At 71.1% G+C, this 14,500-nt stretch carries 16 protein-coding genes; 9 read left to right on the forward strand and 7 right to left on the reverse strand.

Going from position 1 to position 14,500, the window contains the following annotated elements; all coding sequences use genetic code 11:
• Positions 1–112 precede the first annotated feature (112 nt).
• The 3 genes from FHX60_RS23365 to thpR are packed head-to-tail and all read left to right on the forward strand — an operon-like array spanning position 113 to position 2,689.
• Positions 113–1,594, forward strand: a complete 1,482-nt coding sequence (locus tag FHX60_RS23365; protein ID WP_183284767.1) for an AlkA N-terminal domain-containing protein — start codon at positions 113–115, stop codon at positions 1,592–1,594.
• Entirely contained in the window at positions 1,591–2,091 is a 501-nt protein-coding gene (locus tag FHX60_RS23370; RefSeq protein ID WP_092314974.1) for a methylated-DNA--[protein]-cysteine S-methyltransferase, read from the forward strand. The genes FHX60_RS23365 and FHX60_RS23370 overlap by 4 nt, the downstream gene beginning before the upstream one ends.
• A 16-nt stretch (positions 2,092–2,107) precedes the next feature.
• Positions 2,108–2,689 (forward strand): RNA 2',3'-cyclic phosphodiesterase, encoded by a 582-nt coding sequence (gene thpR, locus FHX60_RS23375; RefSeq protein ID WP_183284768.1) that lies wholly within the window; start codon positions 2,108–2,110, stop codon positions 2,687–2,689.
• Here the strand turns inward: thpR and FHX60_RS23380 are convergent.
• On the reverse strand, positions 2,673–3,296 hold the full coding sequence (locus FHX60_RS23380; RefSeq protein ID WP_183284769.1) for a LysE family transporter: 624 nt from the start codon (positions 3,294–3,296) through the stop codon (positions 2,673–2,675). The two genes, thpR and FHX60_RS23380, sit on opposite strands and share 17 nt — an antisense overlap.
• 132 nt (positions 3,297–3,428) lie before the next feature.
• On the opposite strand from FHX60_RS23380, the gene FHX60_RS23385 reads away from it, so the two are divergent.
• From FHX60_RS23385 to FHX60_RS23395, 3 genes are all read left to right on the forward strand, one after another.
• Entirely contained in the window at positions 3,429–4,292 is an 864-nt protein-coding gene (locus FHX60_RS23385) for a LysR family transcriptional regulator (RefSeq protein WP_112776203.1), read from the forward strand.
• A 206-nt stretch (positions 4,293–4,498) separates the two neighbouring features.
• The gene (locus FHX60_RS23390; protein WP_244981339.1) at positions 4,499–5,263 is read left to right on the forward strand and encodes a flagellar brake protein; all 765 of its coding nucleotides are present in this window, start codon (positions 4,499–4,501) and stop codon (positions 5,261–5,263) included.
• A gap of 91 nt (positions 5,264–5,354) precedes the next feature.
• Entirely contained in the window at positions 5,355–6,530 is a 1,176-nt protein-coding gene (locus tag FHX60_RS23395; protein ID WP_183284770.1) for an NAD(P)/FAD-dependent oxidoreductase, read from the forward strand.
• A gap of 25 nt (positions 6,531–6,555) precedes the next feature.
• Here the strand turns inward: FHX60_RS23395 and FHX60_RS23400 are convergent, their stop codons facing one another.
• From FHX60_RS23400 to FHX60_RS23415, 4 genes are all read right to left on the reverse strand, one after another.
• On the reverse strand, positions 6,556–7,404 hold the full coding sequence (locus FHX60_RS23400) for an IclR family transcriptional regulator domain-containing protein (RefSeq protein WP_092314986.1): 849 nt from the start codon (positions 7,402–7,404) through the stop codon (positions 6,556–6,558).
• 94 nt (positions 7,405–7,498) lie between these two features.
• Entirely contained in the window at positions 7,499–7,924 is a 426-nt protein-coding gene (locus tag FHX60_RS23405) for a DUF6691 family protein (protein WP_183284771.1), read from the reverse strand.
• 3 nt (positions 7,925–7,927) lie between these two features.
• A complete protein-coding gene (locus tag FHX60_RS23410; RefSeq protein WP_183284772.1) occupies positions 7,928–8,362 on the reverse strand; it encodes a YeeE/YedE family protein in 435 nt (144 codons plus the stop codon).
• 237 nt (positions 8,363–8,599) lie between these two features.
• Positions 8,600–10,915, reverse strand: a complete 2,316-nt coding sequence (locus FHX60_RS23415; protein ID WP_183284773.1) for a patatin-like phospholipase family protein — start codon at positions 10,913–10,915, stop codon at positions 8,600–8,602.
• Positions 10,916–11,160: 245 nt separating this feature from the next.
• Here FHX60_RS23415 and FHX60_RS23420 point away from each other — a divergent pair, with 245 nt between their 5' ends.
• From FHX60_RS23420 to FHX60_RS23430, 3 genes are all read left to right on the forward strand, one after another.
• On the forward strand, positions 11,161–11,376 hold the full coding sequence (locus tag FHX60_RS23420; protein ID WP_183284774.1) for an oxidoreductase-like domain-containing protein: 216 nt from the start codon (positions 11,161–11,163) through the stop codon (positions 11,374–11,376).
• An 11-nt stretch (positions 11,377–11,387) separates the two neighbouring features.
• Entirely contained in the window at positions 11,388–12,251 is an 864-nt protein-coding gene (locus FHX60_RS23425) for an NAD-dependent protein deacetylase (RefSeq protein WP_183284818.1), read from the forward strand.
• Positions 12,252–12,630: 379 nt separating this feature from the next.
• Positions 12,631–13,548, forward strand: a complete 918-nt coding sequence (locus FHX60_RS23430; RefSeq protein WP_183284775.1) for a DMT family transporter — start codon at positions 12,631–12,633, stop codon at positions 13,546–13,548.
• A 57-nt stretch (positions 13,549–13,605) separates the two neighbouring features.
• Here the strand turns inward: FHX60_RS23430 and FHX60_RS23435 are convergent, their stop codons facing one another.
• Both FHX60_RS23435 and FHX60_RS23440 read right to left on the reverse strand, forming a co-directional pair.
• Entirely contained in the window at positions 13,606–14,160 is a 555-nt protein-coding gene (locus FHX60_RS23435; RefSeq protein WP_183284819.1) for a DUF1439 domain-containing protein, read from the reverse strand.
• A gap of 102 nt (positions 14,161–14,262) precedes the next feature.
• Positions 14,263–14,466, reverse strand: a complete 204-nt coding sequence (locus FHX60_RS23440) for a SlyX family protein (protein WP_018005787.1) — start codon at positions 14,464–14,466, stop codon at positions 14,263–14,265.
• Between the last annotated feature and the right edge of the window lie 34 nt (positions 14,467–14,500).

Genomic DNA, 14,500 nt, shown 5'->3' on the forward strand with positions numbered 1-14,500 from the left:
CCGATGGTAAGAGTAAGGGCAGGCCAACTGTGCCCCAACCCATCCCCGCGCGCCAGAGGGAAATGTCCGAAACCAGCGGATGCGCGCCGGCATCTGGCGGTAGCATGCCGTCATGAACCTCGATCCCGATACCTGCTACAAGGCCGTGGCCTCGCACGACCGCCGCTTCGACGGACGCTTCTTCGTGGGCGTGTCGTCGACCGGCGTGTATTGCCGCCCCGTGTGCGCGGTACGCACCCCCAAGCGCGAGAACTGCTCGTTCTATGAAAGCGCCGCCGCGGCGGAGAAGCATGGCTTCCGCCCGTGCCTGCGCTGCCGCCCGGAACTGGCGCCGGGGCATGGCCTGGCCGATATTTCCGGCCGGCTGGCGCAGGCCGCCGCCACGCTGATCGACGAAGGCTTCATGGCCGACGGCAGCGTGGCCGCGCTGGCGGCGCGCATCGGCGTGACCGAGCGCCACCTGCGGCGGCTGTTCGACGCGCAGTTCGGCGTGTCGGTGCTGGAGTACGCGCAGACCCAGCGGCTGCTGCTGGCCAAGCGCTTGCTGGCCGACACCGCGCTGCCGGTGACGGACGTGGCGCTGGCGGCGGGCTTCGGCAGCGTGCGCCGCTTCAACGATGTGCTGAAGACCCGCTACGGCCTGACGCCGCTGGCGTTGCGCCGGCGTGCCGCCGAGGGTGTGGCCGACCGGCTGGTGTTCGAACTGGGCTACCGCCCGCCGTTCGCGTGGGACGCATGGCTGCGCTTTCTCGCCACGCGCGCGGTCGACGGCATCGAGGCCATCCGCGACGGCGCCTACCTGCGCACCCTGCGCGTCGAAGCCGGCGGCAGCGCCCACCTCGGCTGGGTGCGCATCGAGCATGTGCCGCGCCGGCTGGTGCTGCGCGTGACGCTGTCGGCGTCGCTGGCGCACGTGATCCCGCAAGCGCTGGGCAAGGTGCGCCGGCTGTGCGACCTGGGCTGCCGCCCTGACGTGGTGGACCGCCATCTGGGCGAACTGGCCGAGGCGATGCCCGGCGTGCGCCTGCCGGGCTGCGTCGATGGCTTCGAGATCGCGGTGCGCGCCGTGGTCGGGCAGGTGATTTCGGTGGTGCAGGCGCGGCGCATCCTGGCCGCGCTGGCGCAGCGCGCGGGGCAGGCGCTGAACGGCGCAGCGCCCGACGGCCTGCGCCATACCTTCCCGAGCGCGGCCGCGCTGGCGGCATTGCCCGAGGCTGCGCTGCGCGAGGCCGGCGTGTCGCCAGGCAAGGCTCGCACGCTGCAGGCGCTGTCCCGCCGCGTGGCCGACGGCACGCTGGTGCTCGACCCGCATGCGGCGCCGGAGCAGGCGGTGGCGGCGCTGCGCGAGATCGACGGCATCGGCGACTGGACCGCGCAATATGTCGCCATGCGCGCGCTGGGCTGGCCCGATGCCTTCCCTGGCACCGACTATGCGCTGCGCAAGGTGCTGGGCGTGAGCACCGTGCGCGCCATGCACGAACGCACCGTGCAATGGGCGCCGTGGCGGGCCTACGCCGCGATCCACCTGTGGCATCGCTACGAAGCGATGAAGGACACGCCGCCGGCCGCGGCGCAACCGGAGACCTTCCCATGACCAGCTATCGCCATATCGACAGCCCGCTCGGCACCGTGCTGCTGCGCGCGCGCGACGGGCACCTGACCGGCCTCTTCTTCGCGGGCCAGAAGTACCATCCCGCCGGCATTGCCGACAGCCGCGACGTGCCTGCCGCCGACGCCGCGGTGCTGGACCGCGCCGCCGCCGAGCTGGCCGAGTATTTCGCCGGCCGCCGCGACACCTTTACCGTGCCGGTGCGCTTTGCCGGCAGCCCGTTCCAGCAGCGGGTGTGGCAAGCGCTGCTGGAAATCCCGTGCGGTGCCACCGCTTCATACGGCGAACTGGCGCGCACGCTCGGGCTGCCGCCCACGCATGCCCGCGCGGTGGGCGGCGCGGTCGGCCGCAACCCGCTGTCGGTGATCGTGCCCTGCCATCGCGTGCTGGGCAGCGCCGGCGCGCTGACCGGCTATGCCGGCGGCATCGAGCGCAAGCGCGCCCTGCTGCGGCGCGAGGGCATCGGCGCCGCCACGGGCTGAGACCGGCCGCGCGGCGATGGCACGCCTGTTCATCGCGGTGGAAGTGCCGCCCGCACAGGCGCTTGGGCTGTTGTCGGCGCTGCCAGCCGCGCCTGGCGTGCGCGCCGCGACGCCCGCGCAGGTCCACCTGACCCTGCACTTCCTCGGCGAAGGCCTGGGCGAGGCGACACAGGCCGTCGAAAAGCTCGGTGCCGCGCTCGCGATGCTGCGCACCCCCGCGTTCATGCTGCAGGCGTATGGCACCGGGCGCTTCCGCAGCGGCCCGGGGTCGGTGCTGTGGGCCGGCCTCGCGCCCGGTCCCGGACTGAACGCGCTGCGCGCCTTGCACGCCGAGGTGGGGCAGGCACTGGCGCATGCCGCCGGCTTCCCGCCGGAGCGGCGGCGCTTCCATCCTCACGTGACCCTGGCCCGCTGCAAGCCGACCGTGCCCGAGAGCGCGCTGCGCGCCTGGCTCGATGCGCACCGCACGCTGGCCAGCGCGCCGTGGCGCGTCGCACGGCTGGCGTTGTTCGAAAGCCGGCTCGGTCCGCAGGGCCCGCAACACGTGCTGCGGCAAGCCTGGTCGCTGGCGGCGCCAGGCCCTACGCCAGGTTGCTGAAGCCCAGCGCCACGCCCAGCCCGCACAGGGCCGAGCCGATGGCGCGGTCGAGCAGCCGCTGGCGCCGCAGCATGGCCGCGCGCAGCGCCGGCGCGGTGAACACCCACGCCACCACGCTGAACCACGCCAGGTGCGCCACCGACATGAATCCGCCATAGGCCCACTGCACCGGAACCGGAGTGTGGGCGTCCACCACCTGCGTGTAAGTGCTGACGACGAACAGCGTGGTCTTCGGGTTCAACGCATTGGTCAGCAAGCCCATGCGCAGCGCCGCCAGCGGGGCCAGCGCGCGGCCGCCGTCCAGGTCTACCGCCAGCGTGTCGCGCTTGCGCAGCGTCTGCAGGCCGATCCAGACCAGGTAGGCCGCGCCCAGCGCCTTCACTACCGTCAGCACCCCATGCGCGTGTGCCATCAGCAGCGACACCCCGAACATCGTATAGAGCACATGCACCTGCACGCCCAGGGCGATGCCGAGCGCGCTGAGCAGGCCGGCGCGGCGGCCGTACAGGTAGCTGTTGCGAGTGACCATGGCGAAGTCCGGGCCGGGGCTGATCACGGCCAGCACGGTCACCGCGGCGACCGCCAGGGTTTCGGCGAGAGGGGGCATATTGCGTCAGATTATGTTGAGTTTTCTGGCCGACCCCCGTTCGTGGGGATCAAAGCGTACCCAATTCTGCGTGCCGCGAAGGGCTCCCACAATCGATATATACTCGCGCGATTCCGTGAGAAAAACTGACCGATGCACTGGCTGGGATGGATCCGATTCTTCGAGGCCGCGGCGCGCCATGAGAGCTTTGCCCGCGCGGCGGAGGAGCTGCACCTGACCCACGGCGCGGTCAGCCGGCAGATCCGCCAGCTGGAAGACACGCTCGGCGTGGCGCTCTTCGAGCGGCGCAACCGCGGCGTTTTCCTGACCGAGGCGGGGCGCTCGCTGTTTGCGGCGGCGACGCAGTCGATGGAGGGACTGGCCGCCGCGGCCGCGCGCATCCGCACACAGCCGGCGGGGCGGGCCCTGGTGCTGTCGTGCGAGCCGACCATCGCCATGCGCTGGCTGATCCCGCGGCTGCCGCGCTTTGCCGCGCGCCATCCCGACATTCCGTTGCACCTGATGGCGGCCGGCGGACCGATCGACTTTGCGCGCAGCGGCGCCGACCTGGCGCTGCGGCGCAATGACTTTGCCTTCGATGCGCGCTGGCATGCGCGCGAGGTGGTGCAGGAACGCGTGGGCCCGGTGTGCCGGCCTCAGGCCGCCGAGGGTGCAGCGGTGGCGCCGGTGCGGTTGCATACGCGAACGCGGCCCGAGGCCTGGCAGCGCTGGCAGGCGGCGTGCCCCGATGACGCGGGCCGTTTGCGCCTGGACGGCGACGCCTGGTACGAGCATTTCTATCTGAGCCTGCAGGCCGCGGCGGCGGGACTGGGCTGGGCCATGGCGTCGCAGCTGATGGCCGCCGACGAGATCGCCGACGGCCGGCTGGCCGCGCCGTTTGGCTTTGCGGCCGACGGCTCGGCCTACCACCTGCTGTCGCCCGCGCCGTTCGAGCACGACACGCGCCGGCTGGCCCTGCTCGCATGGCTGCGCGAGTGCGCGCAGGCCACGGCCTGAAAGCCACGCCAGCGCTACCCCCCGGAAGTCTGTGCTCAAGTTCTGCCACAGATTTGCCGAAGTGAGATCATCGGTCTTGCCGGCCAATGGTGCAGGCGCTTAACATGCGGCGCGCGGCCGGCAGGCCGGTGCCGCCGACGGGCTCCGGCTGGTCCGCGGCTGCGCCAGGCCGTCGCTCCCAGCCCCTCCAGATGTTGCGTGAACCTATGAACCAGCACGACGCCCACGGGCCAGCCGATCCCGGCGCCGAATCCGAAGCCGGGGCCGAACCGGCGGACGACCGCTATCGCCTGACCCACAACTCGCAGATCGGCACGGTGCTGCGCGACCTGGCGTGGCAGAAGTGCATGCTGAGCGTGCGCACCCGCACCGCGCACCAGTTCGTTACCTCGATCCTGCATGTCGACCCGGTCAACCGCACCTTCGTCTTTGACTGGTGCAATGCCGAGCCCGAACGGATGTCGCTGATGACCTCCGAAGAGAACGCATTCTCCGGGCTGCTGCGCGGCGTGCCGGTCAATTTCGTGGTCGGCCAGCCGGCGGCCACGCGCTATGAAGACGGCCCCGCCTTCGTCGTCGAGTTTCCGGAAAAGCTCTATCACTTCCAGCGCCGCCGCCATTTCCGCGCGCGCACGCTGGTGACCAAGGGCTACCGCTGCGAGATGCCGATGCCGGACAAGACCGTACTGGGCCTCGATATCGCCGACCTGTCGCTGTCCGGCGTGGGCCTGCGCTCAAAGACCGTCACCGCCGACCACCTGCCGGTCGGCACCACGGTGGCGAAGTGCCGGCTGGACTTCCGCGACCTGGGCAAGCTGGAGGTGGACATGCAGGTGGTCGGCCACTGGCTGGTGGGTCACGACGACAGCGCCATCCACCACTTCGGCTGCGCCTTCGTCAATCCGGACGGGCGCATGGAGAACTTCCTGCAGCGGCTGGTGTTCGCGCTCGAACTGGCGCACCGCGGCTGACGCCGCCTCGGATCGGCGCGCACCCCGCCGCTCCCTGCCCGGTTTACGCTAAATTGCCCGCCAGTTCGCATGACACGGGAGGCGCACGGCAATGGTCCACAGCGATCCGGCTCCGGCCGGTGGCAAGCAGTTTTCGGCTGACTACCTCGTCATCGGCGCCGGCATCGCCGGTGCCTCGGTGGCGTACTGGCTGGCGCGCGCGGGCAGCGTGATCGTGCTCGAGCGCGAGGCGCAGCCGGGCTACCACGCCACCGGCCGCTCGGCCGCGCTCTACCTGGAAAGCTACGGCACGCCGCAGGTGCGCGGCCTGACCATGGCGAGCCGCGCCTTCCTCGATGCCCCGCCCGCGGGGTTTGCCGACCATCCCGTGCTGTCGCCGCGCGGCGCCATGATGCTGGCGCGCCCGGGCGAGCAGGATCAGCTCGACGCGCACTGGCAGGTGCTGGCCGCGATGGGCGCACGGGCGCAGCGGCTGGACCAGGCCGGCGCATGTGCGCTGGTGCCGGTGCTGCGACCGGAACTGGTGCTGGGCGCGGTGCTGGAGCCCGATGCCGCCGACATGGACGTGCATGCCTTGCACCAGGGCTACCTGCGCGGCGTGCGCCATCATGGCGGCGTGATCGCCTGCGGCGCCGAGGCCGGGGCGATCGAGCGACGCGACGGCCTGTGGCACGTCCATGCCGGGCCCGACATCTACCGCGCGCCGGTGCTGGTCAACGCGGCGGGCGCGTGGTGCGACGTGGTCGCGGCGCGCGCGGGCGTGGCGCCGGTGGGGCTGCAGCCGTGCCGGCGCTCTGCCTTTGTCTTTGTCCCGCCGGACGGGATCGAGGTCGCGCGTTGGCCGATGTTCTATGGCTTCGACGAGACCTGGTACGTCAAGCCCGATGCCGGCATGCTGCTCGGTTCGCCCGCCAACGCCGACCCGGTGCCGCCGCACGACGTGCAGCCCGAGGAACTGGATATCGCCATGGGCATCCACCAGATCGAGGCCGCTACCACGCTGACGATCCGCCGCCCCGCGCGGACCTGGGCCGGCCTGCGCTCGTTTGTTGCCGACGGCGACCTGGTGGGCGGGTTCGATCCCGAGGCGGAAGGCTTCTTCTGGGTGGCGGCGCAAGGCGGCTATGGCATCCAGACCTCGGCGGCGATGGGAGAGGCCTGCGCCGCGCTGGCGCAGGGCCGGCCGCTGCCGGCGCATATCGCCGACCATGGCGTGACCGCCGCCATGCTCAGTCCCGCGCGGCTGCGCGGGCACGCGGGCCGGTAAGGCCGACAGCCGGCTAGCGGCAAGGTCAGGACCCGACCATCCGGCCGATCGCGGCGGCGGCCTCGCGCATCGGCGCCAGCAGCCGCGTGATCATGTCCGCCTCGGAGACGCGCGCGGCGCGCACGCTCACGCTCAGCCCCGCCAGCACGATCCCCGAGGCGGAGCGCACCGGCACCGCCATGGCGCGCAGGCCCGGCTCCAGCTCTTCGTCGACGATCACATAGTCCACTTCGCGGGCGCGCTCGAAGCAGGCTTCCAGTTCCTGCCGCGAAACCTTGGTCTGCAGCGTGCGCGGGCGCAGCTCCGCATGCTCGAAGAAGCCGTCCAGCACCGTGGCGGGCTGGTGCGCCAGCAGCAGCCGGCCGTTGGAGGTGCAGTAGGCCGGCAGGCGGCTGCCCATGCCGAGCGAATAGTTCAGCACGCGCTGCACTTCGGAGCGCACCAGGTACAGGATGTCGGTGCCGTCCAGGATCGCCAGCGTGCAGGTCTCGTGGATGCGCGCGCTCAGGTTGTCCAGGATCGGCTGCGCCAGCGACACCAGCGAGGTCGACGAAAAATACGCGTGCCCCAGGTGCAGCACGCGCGGGCGCAGCGCGAACTGCCCGTCCTGCTGGCTGACATAGCCCAGCTGCTCCAGCGTGTACAGGCAGCGCCGCACCGACGCGCGCGAGAGCTGGGTCCGCTGTGCCACCTGCGAGATCGTCAGCGGGCGCTTGCGCTCGGAAAACGCTTCCAGCACGGTCAGCCCGCGCGCCAGCGACAGCATGAAATTGGGATCGCCGGCAAAGCTGGCGAGCAGGTCGGCCTGGGGCCGGGCAACGCGGACGGTGTCGGCCTGGGCATGGCCAAGACCGATGGGGCGGAGGACATCCATGGGAGGCTGGGGGTGGTCTACGGTCGTTCGATAATCGCGCAATGTTAAACCGCTCAGGCGCTGCGGGCCAGTACTGCTTGCATGCTGCGCTGCGTCATCGGCGGCGCCTGGCCAGGGCTTCGGCCACTTCGAACAGCGCCATGCCCGCCAGCATCGCGGCGACAAAGCCCCACGCCTTGGCATAGCCCGCACCCAAGGCGACCAGCGCCGGGCCCGGGCAAAAACCGGCCAGGCCCCAGCCGATCCCGAAGGCGGCACTGCCCAGCAACAGGCGCGGCGTGACCGTGGCCAATGCCGGCCACTGCATCGGCAGCCCCAGCCACGAGCGCCGGCGCCGGCGTGCCAGCGCAAATGCCGCCACGCCGACCAGGATCGCCCCTGCCATGACGAAGGCAAGCGACGGATCCCACGTTCCCGCGAGGTCGAGAAAGCCCAGCACCTTGGCCGGGTTCGCCATGCCGGAGAGGATCAGGCCAATGCCGAACACCAGTCCGGCCAGCAACGCCAGCAGCGTGCCCATGGTTCAGCCTCCCAGCACGTGGCGGTGCACCAGCACCGTCAGGAAGCCGGCCGCCATGAAGGTGACGGTGGCCGCGAGCGAACGCACCGAACCGCGCGACAAACCGCATACGCCGTGGCCACTGGTGCAGCCGCCGGCGTAGCGCGTGCCCACGCCGACCAGCACCCCGGCCACCAGCACCTCGGTCCAGCCCGCGTCGATGCGTGCCGCGGGCATGGCATCGAACGCGGTGGCCAGCCATGGCGACAGCAGCAGCCCGATGACAAAGGCGGCGCGCCATGCGGTGTCGCCTTGCGGCAACCGCAGCAGGCCGCCGATGATGCCGCTGATGCCGGCGATGCGGCCCAGGCCGAGGATCATCAGCGCCGCCGCGAGGCCGATGACAAGCCCGCCGGCGAGCGAAAGCCACGGCGTGAAATGCTGGAAGTCGATCTGCATGAAGAGTGCGCGCGGAAGCTGGCGCGGAGGCGGCCGCAAGTGCAGCCCAAGGCAGGGATTATAGGCACGCCATCGTCGGCCAGGCGCCCATAAAAAAGTCGCCGCTGGGGAAGCGGCGACCGGGGAAGGTTGTCATTCAAGAGGGGGTCTTGGTGACAGGAAAAAGTATAGACATTTGAATTAAGACATTACATACAACTTTGGTGGGGTACGGCAGACGCACATTGCCGCGCCGCGTCAGAACGGTTTGCCCAGGTACAGGTAGAAGCTGAACACGCCGGCCGCCGCGCGGCCATAGGCCAGGTACAGCGGCCCGAGCGGGCTGTCGAGCGCCAGGAACAGCGAGCCGGATTTGAGCAGCCCGGTGGGGCTGCCCGGCACCAGCGGGTTGCCCACGCGGCCCGCCTCCAGCGAGAAGCCGGCGTAGACCCCTTGCAGCAGGGTTTGCCGCGCCAGCTTGTTGTAGTACACCAGCCGCGCAAACTGCAGGTTCCCGCCCATCAGCTGCCCGGTGGCGTAGCCGGACTGCTGCAGGAAGCCGCCCCACTGGAACAGGTCGTAGTTCGGCAGCGGCTTGCCGCCGGGGTTGCCGCCGACCTTGAAGCCGAACGACAGGGTGTGGTCGCCGAACGAGTGGGCGTAGGTGCCGTCGGCCTGGGCCTTGACATAGGCGCGGTCAGCGCCGAGCCCGGGTTGCGAGGCGTAGATCCGCAGCCCGCCCGCATAGCCGAAGCGCGGGAAGTCCACGCTGTCGAGCTGGTCGAAGAAGAGGCGGCCGGTGATGGCCCCGCGCCGGATACTGCCTGGGCCCGGCGACAGCGACGCCGGGCCGGTGCTGAGGGTGGCATGCTCCGAGCCGGTCTGCACCCCGACCCGCAACTCGCCGTACTTGGTGAACTGGCTGCCGACGTCGAGGGCAAGGTCGAAGCGGCGCACGTCGTAGGTGGCGATGCGCGTGCTGCCCTGGAACACATTGACCGGGCGCCGCTCGAGCTCGATGCGCGGCGCGATGAAGAAGAACTGGCGCGTATCCAGCGGCTGGTAGAACTCGCTGCTCAGCGCCGAGGTCTGCCCCACCTGCACGTCGGTGCGCCATTCCGCCCCCAGCGCATTGAGCCAGGTGCGCCGGTAGCTGCCGACCAGGTTGAAGTACGCGTCGCCGCGGAAATCCGAACTCAGGCCCAGCCCGAAACGCAGGTAGTCGGGGCCCCACGCTTTTTCCACCGCATTGACCGTCAGCACGCGCCGGCCCGGCTCTTCCAGGATGCCGTAGTTGACGTGTTCGAAGTCGCCGGTGCCGAACAGGCGGCGCATGTCCTGGTCCAGCGCGGCCTGGTCGATCGGCTCGCCTGGCCGGGTCTGCATCACCGCGGTGGCATAGTCCGGATTGACGCGATGCAGCGGCGCCAGCCGGATCTCCTCGACAGGGCGGGGGTCGGGCGGCTGCACCGCCTGCTGGGCCGCGCGCAGCTCGGCATACTGCGCCGGCGGCAACGCCAGCGGCGCGAGGCGGTCGGCGACCTTGCGCGCGGCGGCCTCGCCGATCGGGATGGTGGTCGGCAGGTGGTCGAAGTCGGTTGCGGAGAAGTCGCCCAGCGCGGGCTCGATCAGCACGTCGGTGGGCCGCAGCGAGGCCAGCGACGCGCGCACGTTCTGCTCGGTCAGGATGTTGAGCATCTGGCCGGTCACGCCGATGACCGAGGTCAGCGCCTCGCGCTTCATCAGCGGCGTGCCCAGGTTCACGGCGATGACGATATCGGCGCCCATGCTGCGCGCCACGCCGACCGGCAGGTTGTCGGTCAGCCCGCCGTCGACCAGCAGCCGGCCCTCGTATTCCGCCGGCGCCACCGCGCCCGGCACCGACATGCTGGCGCGCATCACGTTGGCCAGCTCGCCCTGGCTGAACACCACCGGCGTGCCCGCCACCAGGTCCGTCGCCACGGCGCGGTAGGGGATCGGCAACCGGTCGAAATCGCGGAAGCCCGGCGTCCTGGCCAGCTGGCGCAGCACCGTCTCGAGCTGCACGCCGGAAACCGCGCCCTTGGGCAGCAGCAGGCCGCTCGCCTGCACGCCGATCTCGGGCGTGAGGAGGTTGGTGTAGTCGTCCTGCTTGCGGCGGATGGTCAGGTCCTGGCGCGGCGGCCGTTCCTTGAAGAGCTTGTCGGTGCTCAGGCCGGCGACCAGCCGTTCCATCTCCGCCGGACCCATTCCGGTGGCGTAGGCGCCGCCGACCAGCGAGCCCATGCTGGTGCCGGCGATGCAATCGACCGGGATGCGCATCGCCTCCAGCACCTTGAGCACGCCGATATGCGCGGCGCCGCGCGCGCCGCCGCCCGACAGCACCAGGCAGATGCGCGGGCGGCCCGCCGCGGCAGGCTGGGCCTGGGCGGGGCCTGCGGGGCCTGCGGGGGTAGTGGCGGCGCCGGCGTCCTGGCCGGGCGGCGGGCGCTCCGCGGCCGTCGTCGCCGTCGCCGCGCCGGCAGCCAGCGCGATGGCGGCGAGCAGGCGCTTCGTGCTGGCGTGGCGCAGGCGTCGGTGTGGGGCTGCCTTCATGGCTCGATCGGGGTCGCAGTCCGCTGCGTGGCCGGTTGCCGGGGCGGCAAGTCCGGCTATCTTCCGGCAAAACGTGGCGTGCAGGCCCCTGTGCGCGCCGCCCCCGAAACAATTCAACACGCGGTTCGGAAGCGTTCAGATCGGCTTTTGGCGCTGCCAGGGCCGCGGGGCAGCGGCGGGCGTGCCGGAATATACTGGGGGCTGGTCTGCCATGGCGCCGCGCGCCCGATCCGCAAGTGTCTCAAGTGCCCCCTGTAGTCCCCCTCGCTGGTTCCACGCTTATCCCTGACGATCCCCGCCCGGAGCCGCCGGAGCGGCCCGCCGACGGCGAGTGCTGCGGCTCGGGCTGCGATCCCTGCATCTTCGATTACTACTACCAGGAGATGGACCGCTACCGCGAGGCGTTGCGGGCGTGGCAAGCGCGCCAGGCCGCCCGGCATGCCGAGGATCCGGCGCATTGAGCACCCTGACGATGCAGCCATCGCAGCCAGCGCCGGCGGCCAGGGCGGCGCTGTTCGATTTCGTGCAGCGCCACCCGCGCCTGTTCGTGCTGACCGGCGCCGGCATCAGCACCGATTCCGGCATTCCCGGCTACCGCGACGCGCGTGGCCAGTGGCAACGCTCGCCGCCTATCACGCTGCAGGCCTTTCTCGGCTCGCACGCCGGGCGCCAGCGCTACTGGGCGCGCAGCATGCTCGGCTGGCCGCTGGCGGGGCAGGCGCGGCCCAACGATGCCCACCACGCGCTGGCGCGGCTCGGTGAGCAGGGCCGGATGACGGCGCTGGTCACGCAAAATGTCGACGGCCTGCACCAGCGCGCCGGCAGCCAGGGCGTGATCGAACTGCACGGCAGCCTGGCCAGCGCCATCTGCCTGGACTGCGGCGCCAGCCACGACCGCGCCGGCCTGCAGGACTGGCTGGTGTCCCGCAACGCCGCGCTGCGCGGCGTGATCGCGCCGCCCGCCGCCGATGGCGACGTGCATTTCGAATCGCCGCTGTTCGCGCAGTTCCAGGTGCCCGATTGCGGCCATTGCGGCGGCATCCTCAAGCCGGACGTGGTGTTCTTCGGCGAATCCGTGCCGCGCACGCGCGTCGACGCCGCGCGCGCGGCGCTGGCGGCCGCGGATGCGATGCTGGTGGTGGGATCGTCGCTGATGGTCTATTCCGGCTACCGCTTCTGCGTCTGGGCCGGCCAGATGGGCAAGCCGGTGGCCGCGCTCAACCTGGGCACCACGCGTGCCGACGCCATGCTGGCGCTGAAGGTCGAGGCCGGCTGCGCGCCGGCGCTGCAGGCCCTGGTGTCGCGGCTGGAGCAGGACGCCGCAGGCTCCCGTTGACGCGAGCGCCGGGCAGGCATAGCATCGCCACACCACTCTGATCGACGCCGGTCGATCTTTCTTCAAGGCTTCCGCTTTCCACCATGACCGCAGACCGCCAACGCCCCGTCATCGCCGCGCCTCCGGGCCGCGCGTTGCCGTGCCCGCGTCGCCAGCCTGCGTTCACATCTGTCGCGCCGCCGCCGTTCCCGGGCGGTGCACACCCGCCGCCGCCGCGCGGCTGACGGGCACGCGCCCCAGCCCTTCTCGTCTCCGGTAATCCCGCCTTCGTGCGCCCGCGCGCACGGCAGCCGCACGCCCGTGCGCGCTGCCGCCGTGCCGTGGCCGCATGCCGATGCGCGTCGCCGGAGCCCGCCAAGCTGACGACAGATGACAAGCCATGACCAACCAAGAAGATTGCGCGGCGCGCTACGCCGCGCACCATGCCGCGCACGACACGCTCACCACGCGCACCACTTCCTCGGCCCTTTGGGCCACGCCGCTGTTCGTGCTGCTATGGAGCAGCGGCGCCATCGCCGCCCGGCTGGCGCTCGACCACGCCACCCCGTTCGCCCTGCTGACCTTGCGCTTCGCCCTGGTCTGCGCCGTGCTGGGCGCGCTCGGCCTGGCGCGCAGGCGCCTGCTGCCGCCGCTCGGCGAGCGGCTGCATACGGCGTGCACAGGCCTGCTGCTGATCGGCGGCTACGCGGTCTTTTACTTTCTGGCGCTGGACCACGGCATGACGCCCGGCGTGCTGGCCACCGTGCTGGGCGCGCAGCCGATGCTGACGCTGCTGCTGACCGAGCGCCGCGCCAGCGCCGCGCGCCTCGGCGGCCTGGCGCTGGCGTTCGCCGGGCTCGCCATGGTCGTCGCCGACAGCCTGCTGCTAGCCCGGCTCTCGCCTGCGGGCGTACTGTGCGCGCTGGCCTCGCTTGCCAGCATGACGGTCGGCGCCATCCTGCAGAAGCGCAGCCCGCGCGCACCCGCCGAAGTGCTGCCGCTGCAGTACGGCGTAAGCCTCGTAGCCTGCCTGCTGTGCCTGCCGTTCCAGCCCTTCGCCTTCGCAGCGTCGCTGGCGTTCGCCGCGCCGCTGCTGTGGCTGGCGCTGGGAATTTCGATCGGCGCGACGCTGCTGTTCTACCGCCTGATCCACGCCGGCAACCTGGTCAATGTGACCAGCCTGTTCTACCTGGTGCCGGCGGGCACCGCGGCACTCGATTACCTGCTGCTGGGGAACCGCATGACGGCGCTGGCGCTGGCGGGGATGGGGGCGGTGCTGGCGGGGTTGGGGTTGGTGTTCCGGGGCACCAGGGGGTGATGCGGCGGCGGGACGCCGTAGCGGGGCAGCGGGGCGGGCGCTGTCCGAAGGCCGCGCCTACCGCTGCTTCACCTCGACCCGCACCTCATCCTTGCCCACCGTGATCGCCCCCGGTTCCACGTCCTTGCCGCCCACGCGCAGCTCCTCCGGCTTGAAGGTATAGATCGGATAGTCTTTCAGCAGCTGCTGCGCGACCACGGCGCCGATGGCGTTGAGCTGTTCGCGATAGGGTCCCATGCCGGCGACTTCGACCTGTTGCACGGTGGGGTTGTCGAGCAGCACTGCGCGCCTGGCCGGGTCATAGCGTACGCCGCTGTTCAGGGCGAGCTTGCCGTCGACGGGAGGCGACGGCAGCAGGGCATTGGTCAGGCGTGCTTCGACGTGGGTGGTGATGCGGTTGCTGGCTTCATCCAGCACCAGCCGCGGGTGGCTGAGCTGGACGCTGACGACTTCGGCGTAGCGCAGCGTCGCGGGAAAGCGCTTGTCCAGTTCGGTCTGCAGTTCCTGGCGGGTCAGGGAATATTCGCCGGTCCAGATGTTGTAGCCTGCCAGGGCAGGAGCGGAGCCGGCGATGCAGGCCGCGGCAAGGAGCAGGGAAGGCGTCAGGCGCATGTGGCGGATCGGGCGCGCCATGGGATGGCGCGGTAAGTGGGATCAGCCTGTCAGACCGCGTGGCCGGGGGCAGCGTTCCGTCACATCGGTCGGGGTGCCGGTTCAGTAGTGCGGCGGGATTTCCTGCAGGGGGTCGGCTTCGGCCGCGGTGGTGGCGGCGCTGCGCACCTGCTGGTACAGCGCGCGGAACTGCTCCTGCAGCAGGTCGATCTGCTGCTGCTGGCGTGCCACGGTGCTGTTCAGGGTATCGAGCAGGTCTTCCTGGAAGGCGAGCTTGATTTCGAGTTCGTTGATGCGATCGTCCATGGCTAGGTTTCTCCGGCGGGCGGCGCGCATTGTA

Origin of the sequence: Cupriavidus alkaliphilus (assembly GCF_014191175.1) — a bacterium.
GTDB lineage: Bacteria > Pseudomonadota > Gammaproteobacteria > Burkholderiales > Burkholderiaceae > Cupriavidus > Cupriavidus alkaliphilus.

Coding starts and splice junctions, on each gene's coding strand:
- FHX60_RS23365 (WP_183284767.1), top strand. CDS start 113: ATGAACCTCGATCCCGATACCTGCTACAAGGCCGTGGCCTCGCACGAC.
- FHX60_RS23370 (WP_092314974.1), top strand. CDS start 1,591: ATGACCAGCTATCGCCATATCGACAGCCCGCTCGGCACCGTGCTGCTG.
- thpR (WP_183284768.1), top strand. CDS start 2,108: ATGGCACGCCTGTTCATCGCGGTGGAAGTGCCGCCCGCACAGGCGCTT.
- FHX60_RS23380 (WP_183284769.1), bottom strand. CDS start 3,296: ATGCCCCCTCTCGCCGAAACCCTGGCGGTCGCCGCGGTGACCGTGCTG.
- FHX60_RS23385 (WP_112776203.1), top strand. CDS start 3,429: ATGCACTGGCTGGGATGGATCCGATTCTTCGAGGCCGCGGCGCGCCAT.
- FHX60_RS23390 (WP_244981339.1), top strand. CDS start 4,499: ATGAACCAGCACGACGCCCACGGGCCAGCCGATCCCGGCGCCGAATCC.
- FHX60_RS23395 (WP_183284770.1), top strand. CDS start 5,355: ATGGTCCACAGCGATCCGGCTCCGGCCGGTGGCAAGCAGTTTTCGGCT.
- FHX60_RS23400 (WP_092314986.1), bottom strand. CDS start 7,404: ATGGATGTCCTCCGCCCCATCGGTCTTGGCCATGCCCAGGCCGACACC.
- FHX60_RS23405 (WP_183284771.1), bottom strand. CDS start 7,924: ATGGGCACGCTGCTGGCGTTGCTGGCCGGACTGGTGTTCGGCATTGGC.
- FHX60_RS23410 (WP_183284772.1), bottom strand. CDS start 8,362: ATGCAGATCGACTTCCAGCATTTCACGCCGTGGCTTTCGCTCGCCGGC.
- FHX60_RS23415 (WP_183284773.1), bottom strand. CDS start 10,915: ATGAAGGCAGCCCCACACCGACGCCTGCGCCACGCCAGCACGAAGCGC.
- FHX60_RS23425 (WP_183284818.1), top strand. CDS start 11,388: ATGCAGCCATCGCAGCCAGCGCCGGCGGCCAGGGCGGCGCTGTTCGAT.
- FHX60_RS23430 (WP_183284775.1), top strand. CDS start 12,631: ATGACCAACCAAGAAGATTGCGCGGCGCGCTACGCCGCGCACCATGCC.
- FHX60_RS23435 (WP_183284819.1), bottom strand. CDS start 14,160: ATGCGCCTGACGCCTTCCCTGCTCCTTGCCGCGGCCTGCATCGCCGGC.
- FHX60_RS23440 (WP_018005787.1), bottom strand. CDS start 14,466: ATGGACGATCGCATCAACGAACTCGAAATCAAGCTCGCCTTCCAGGAA.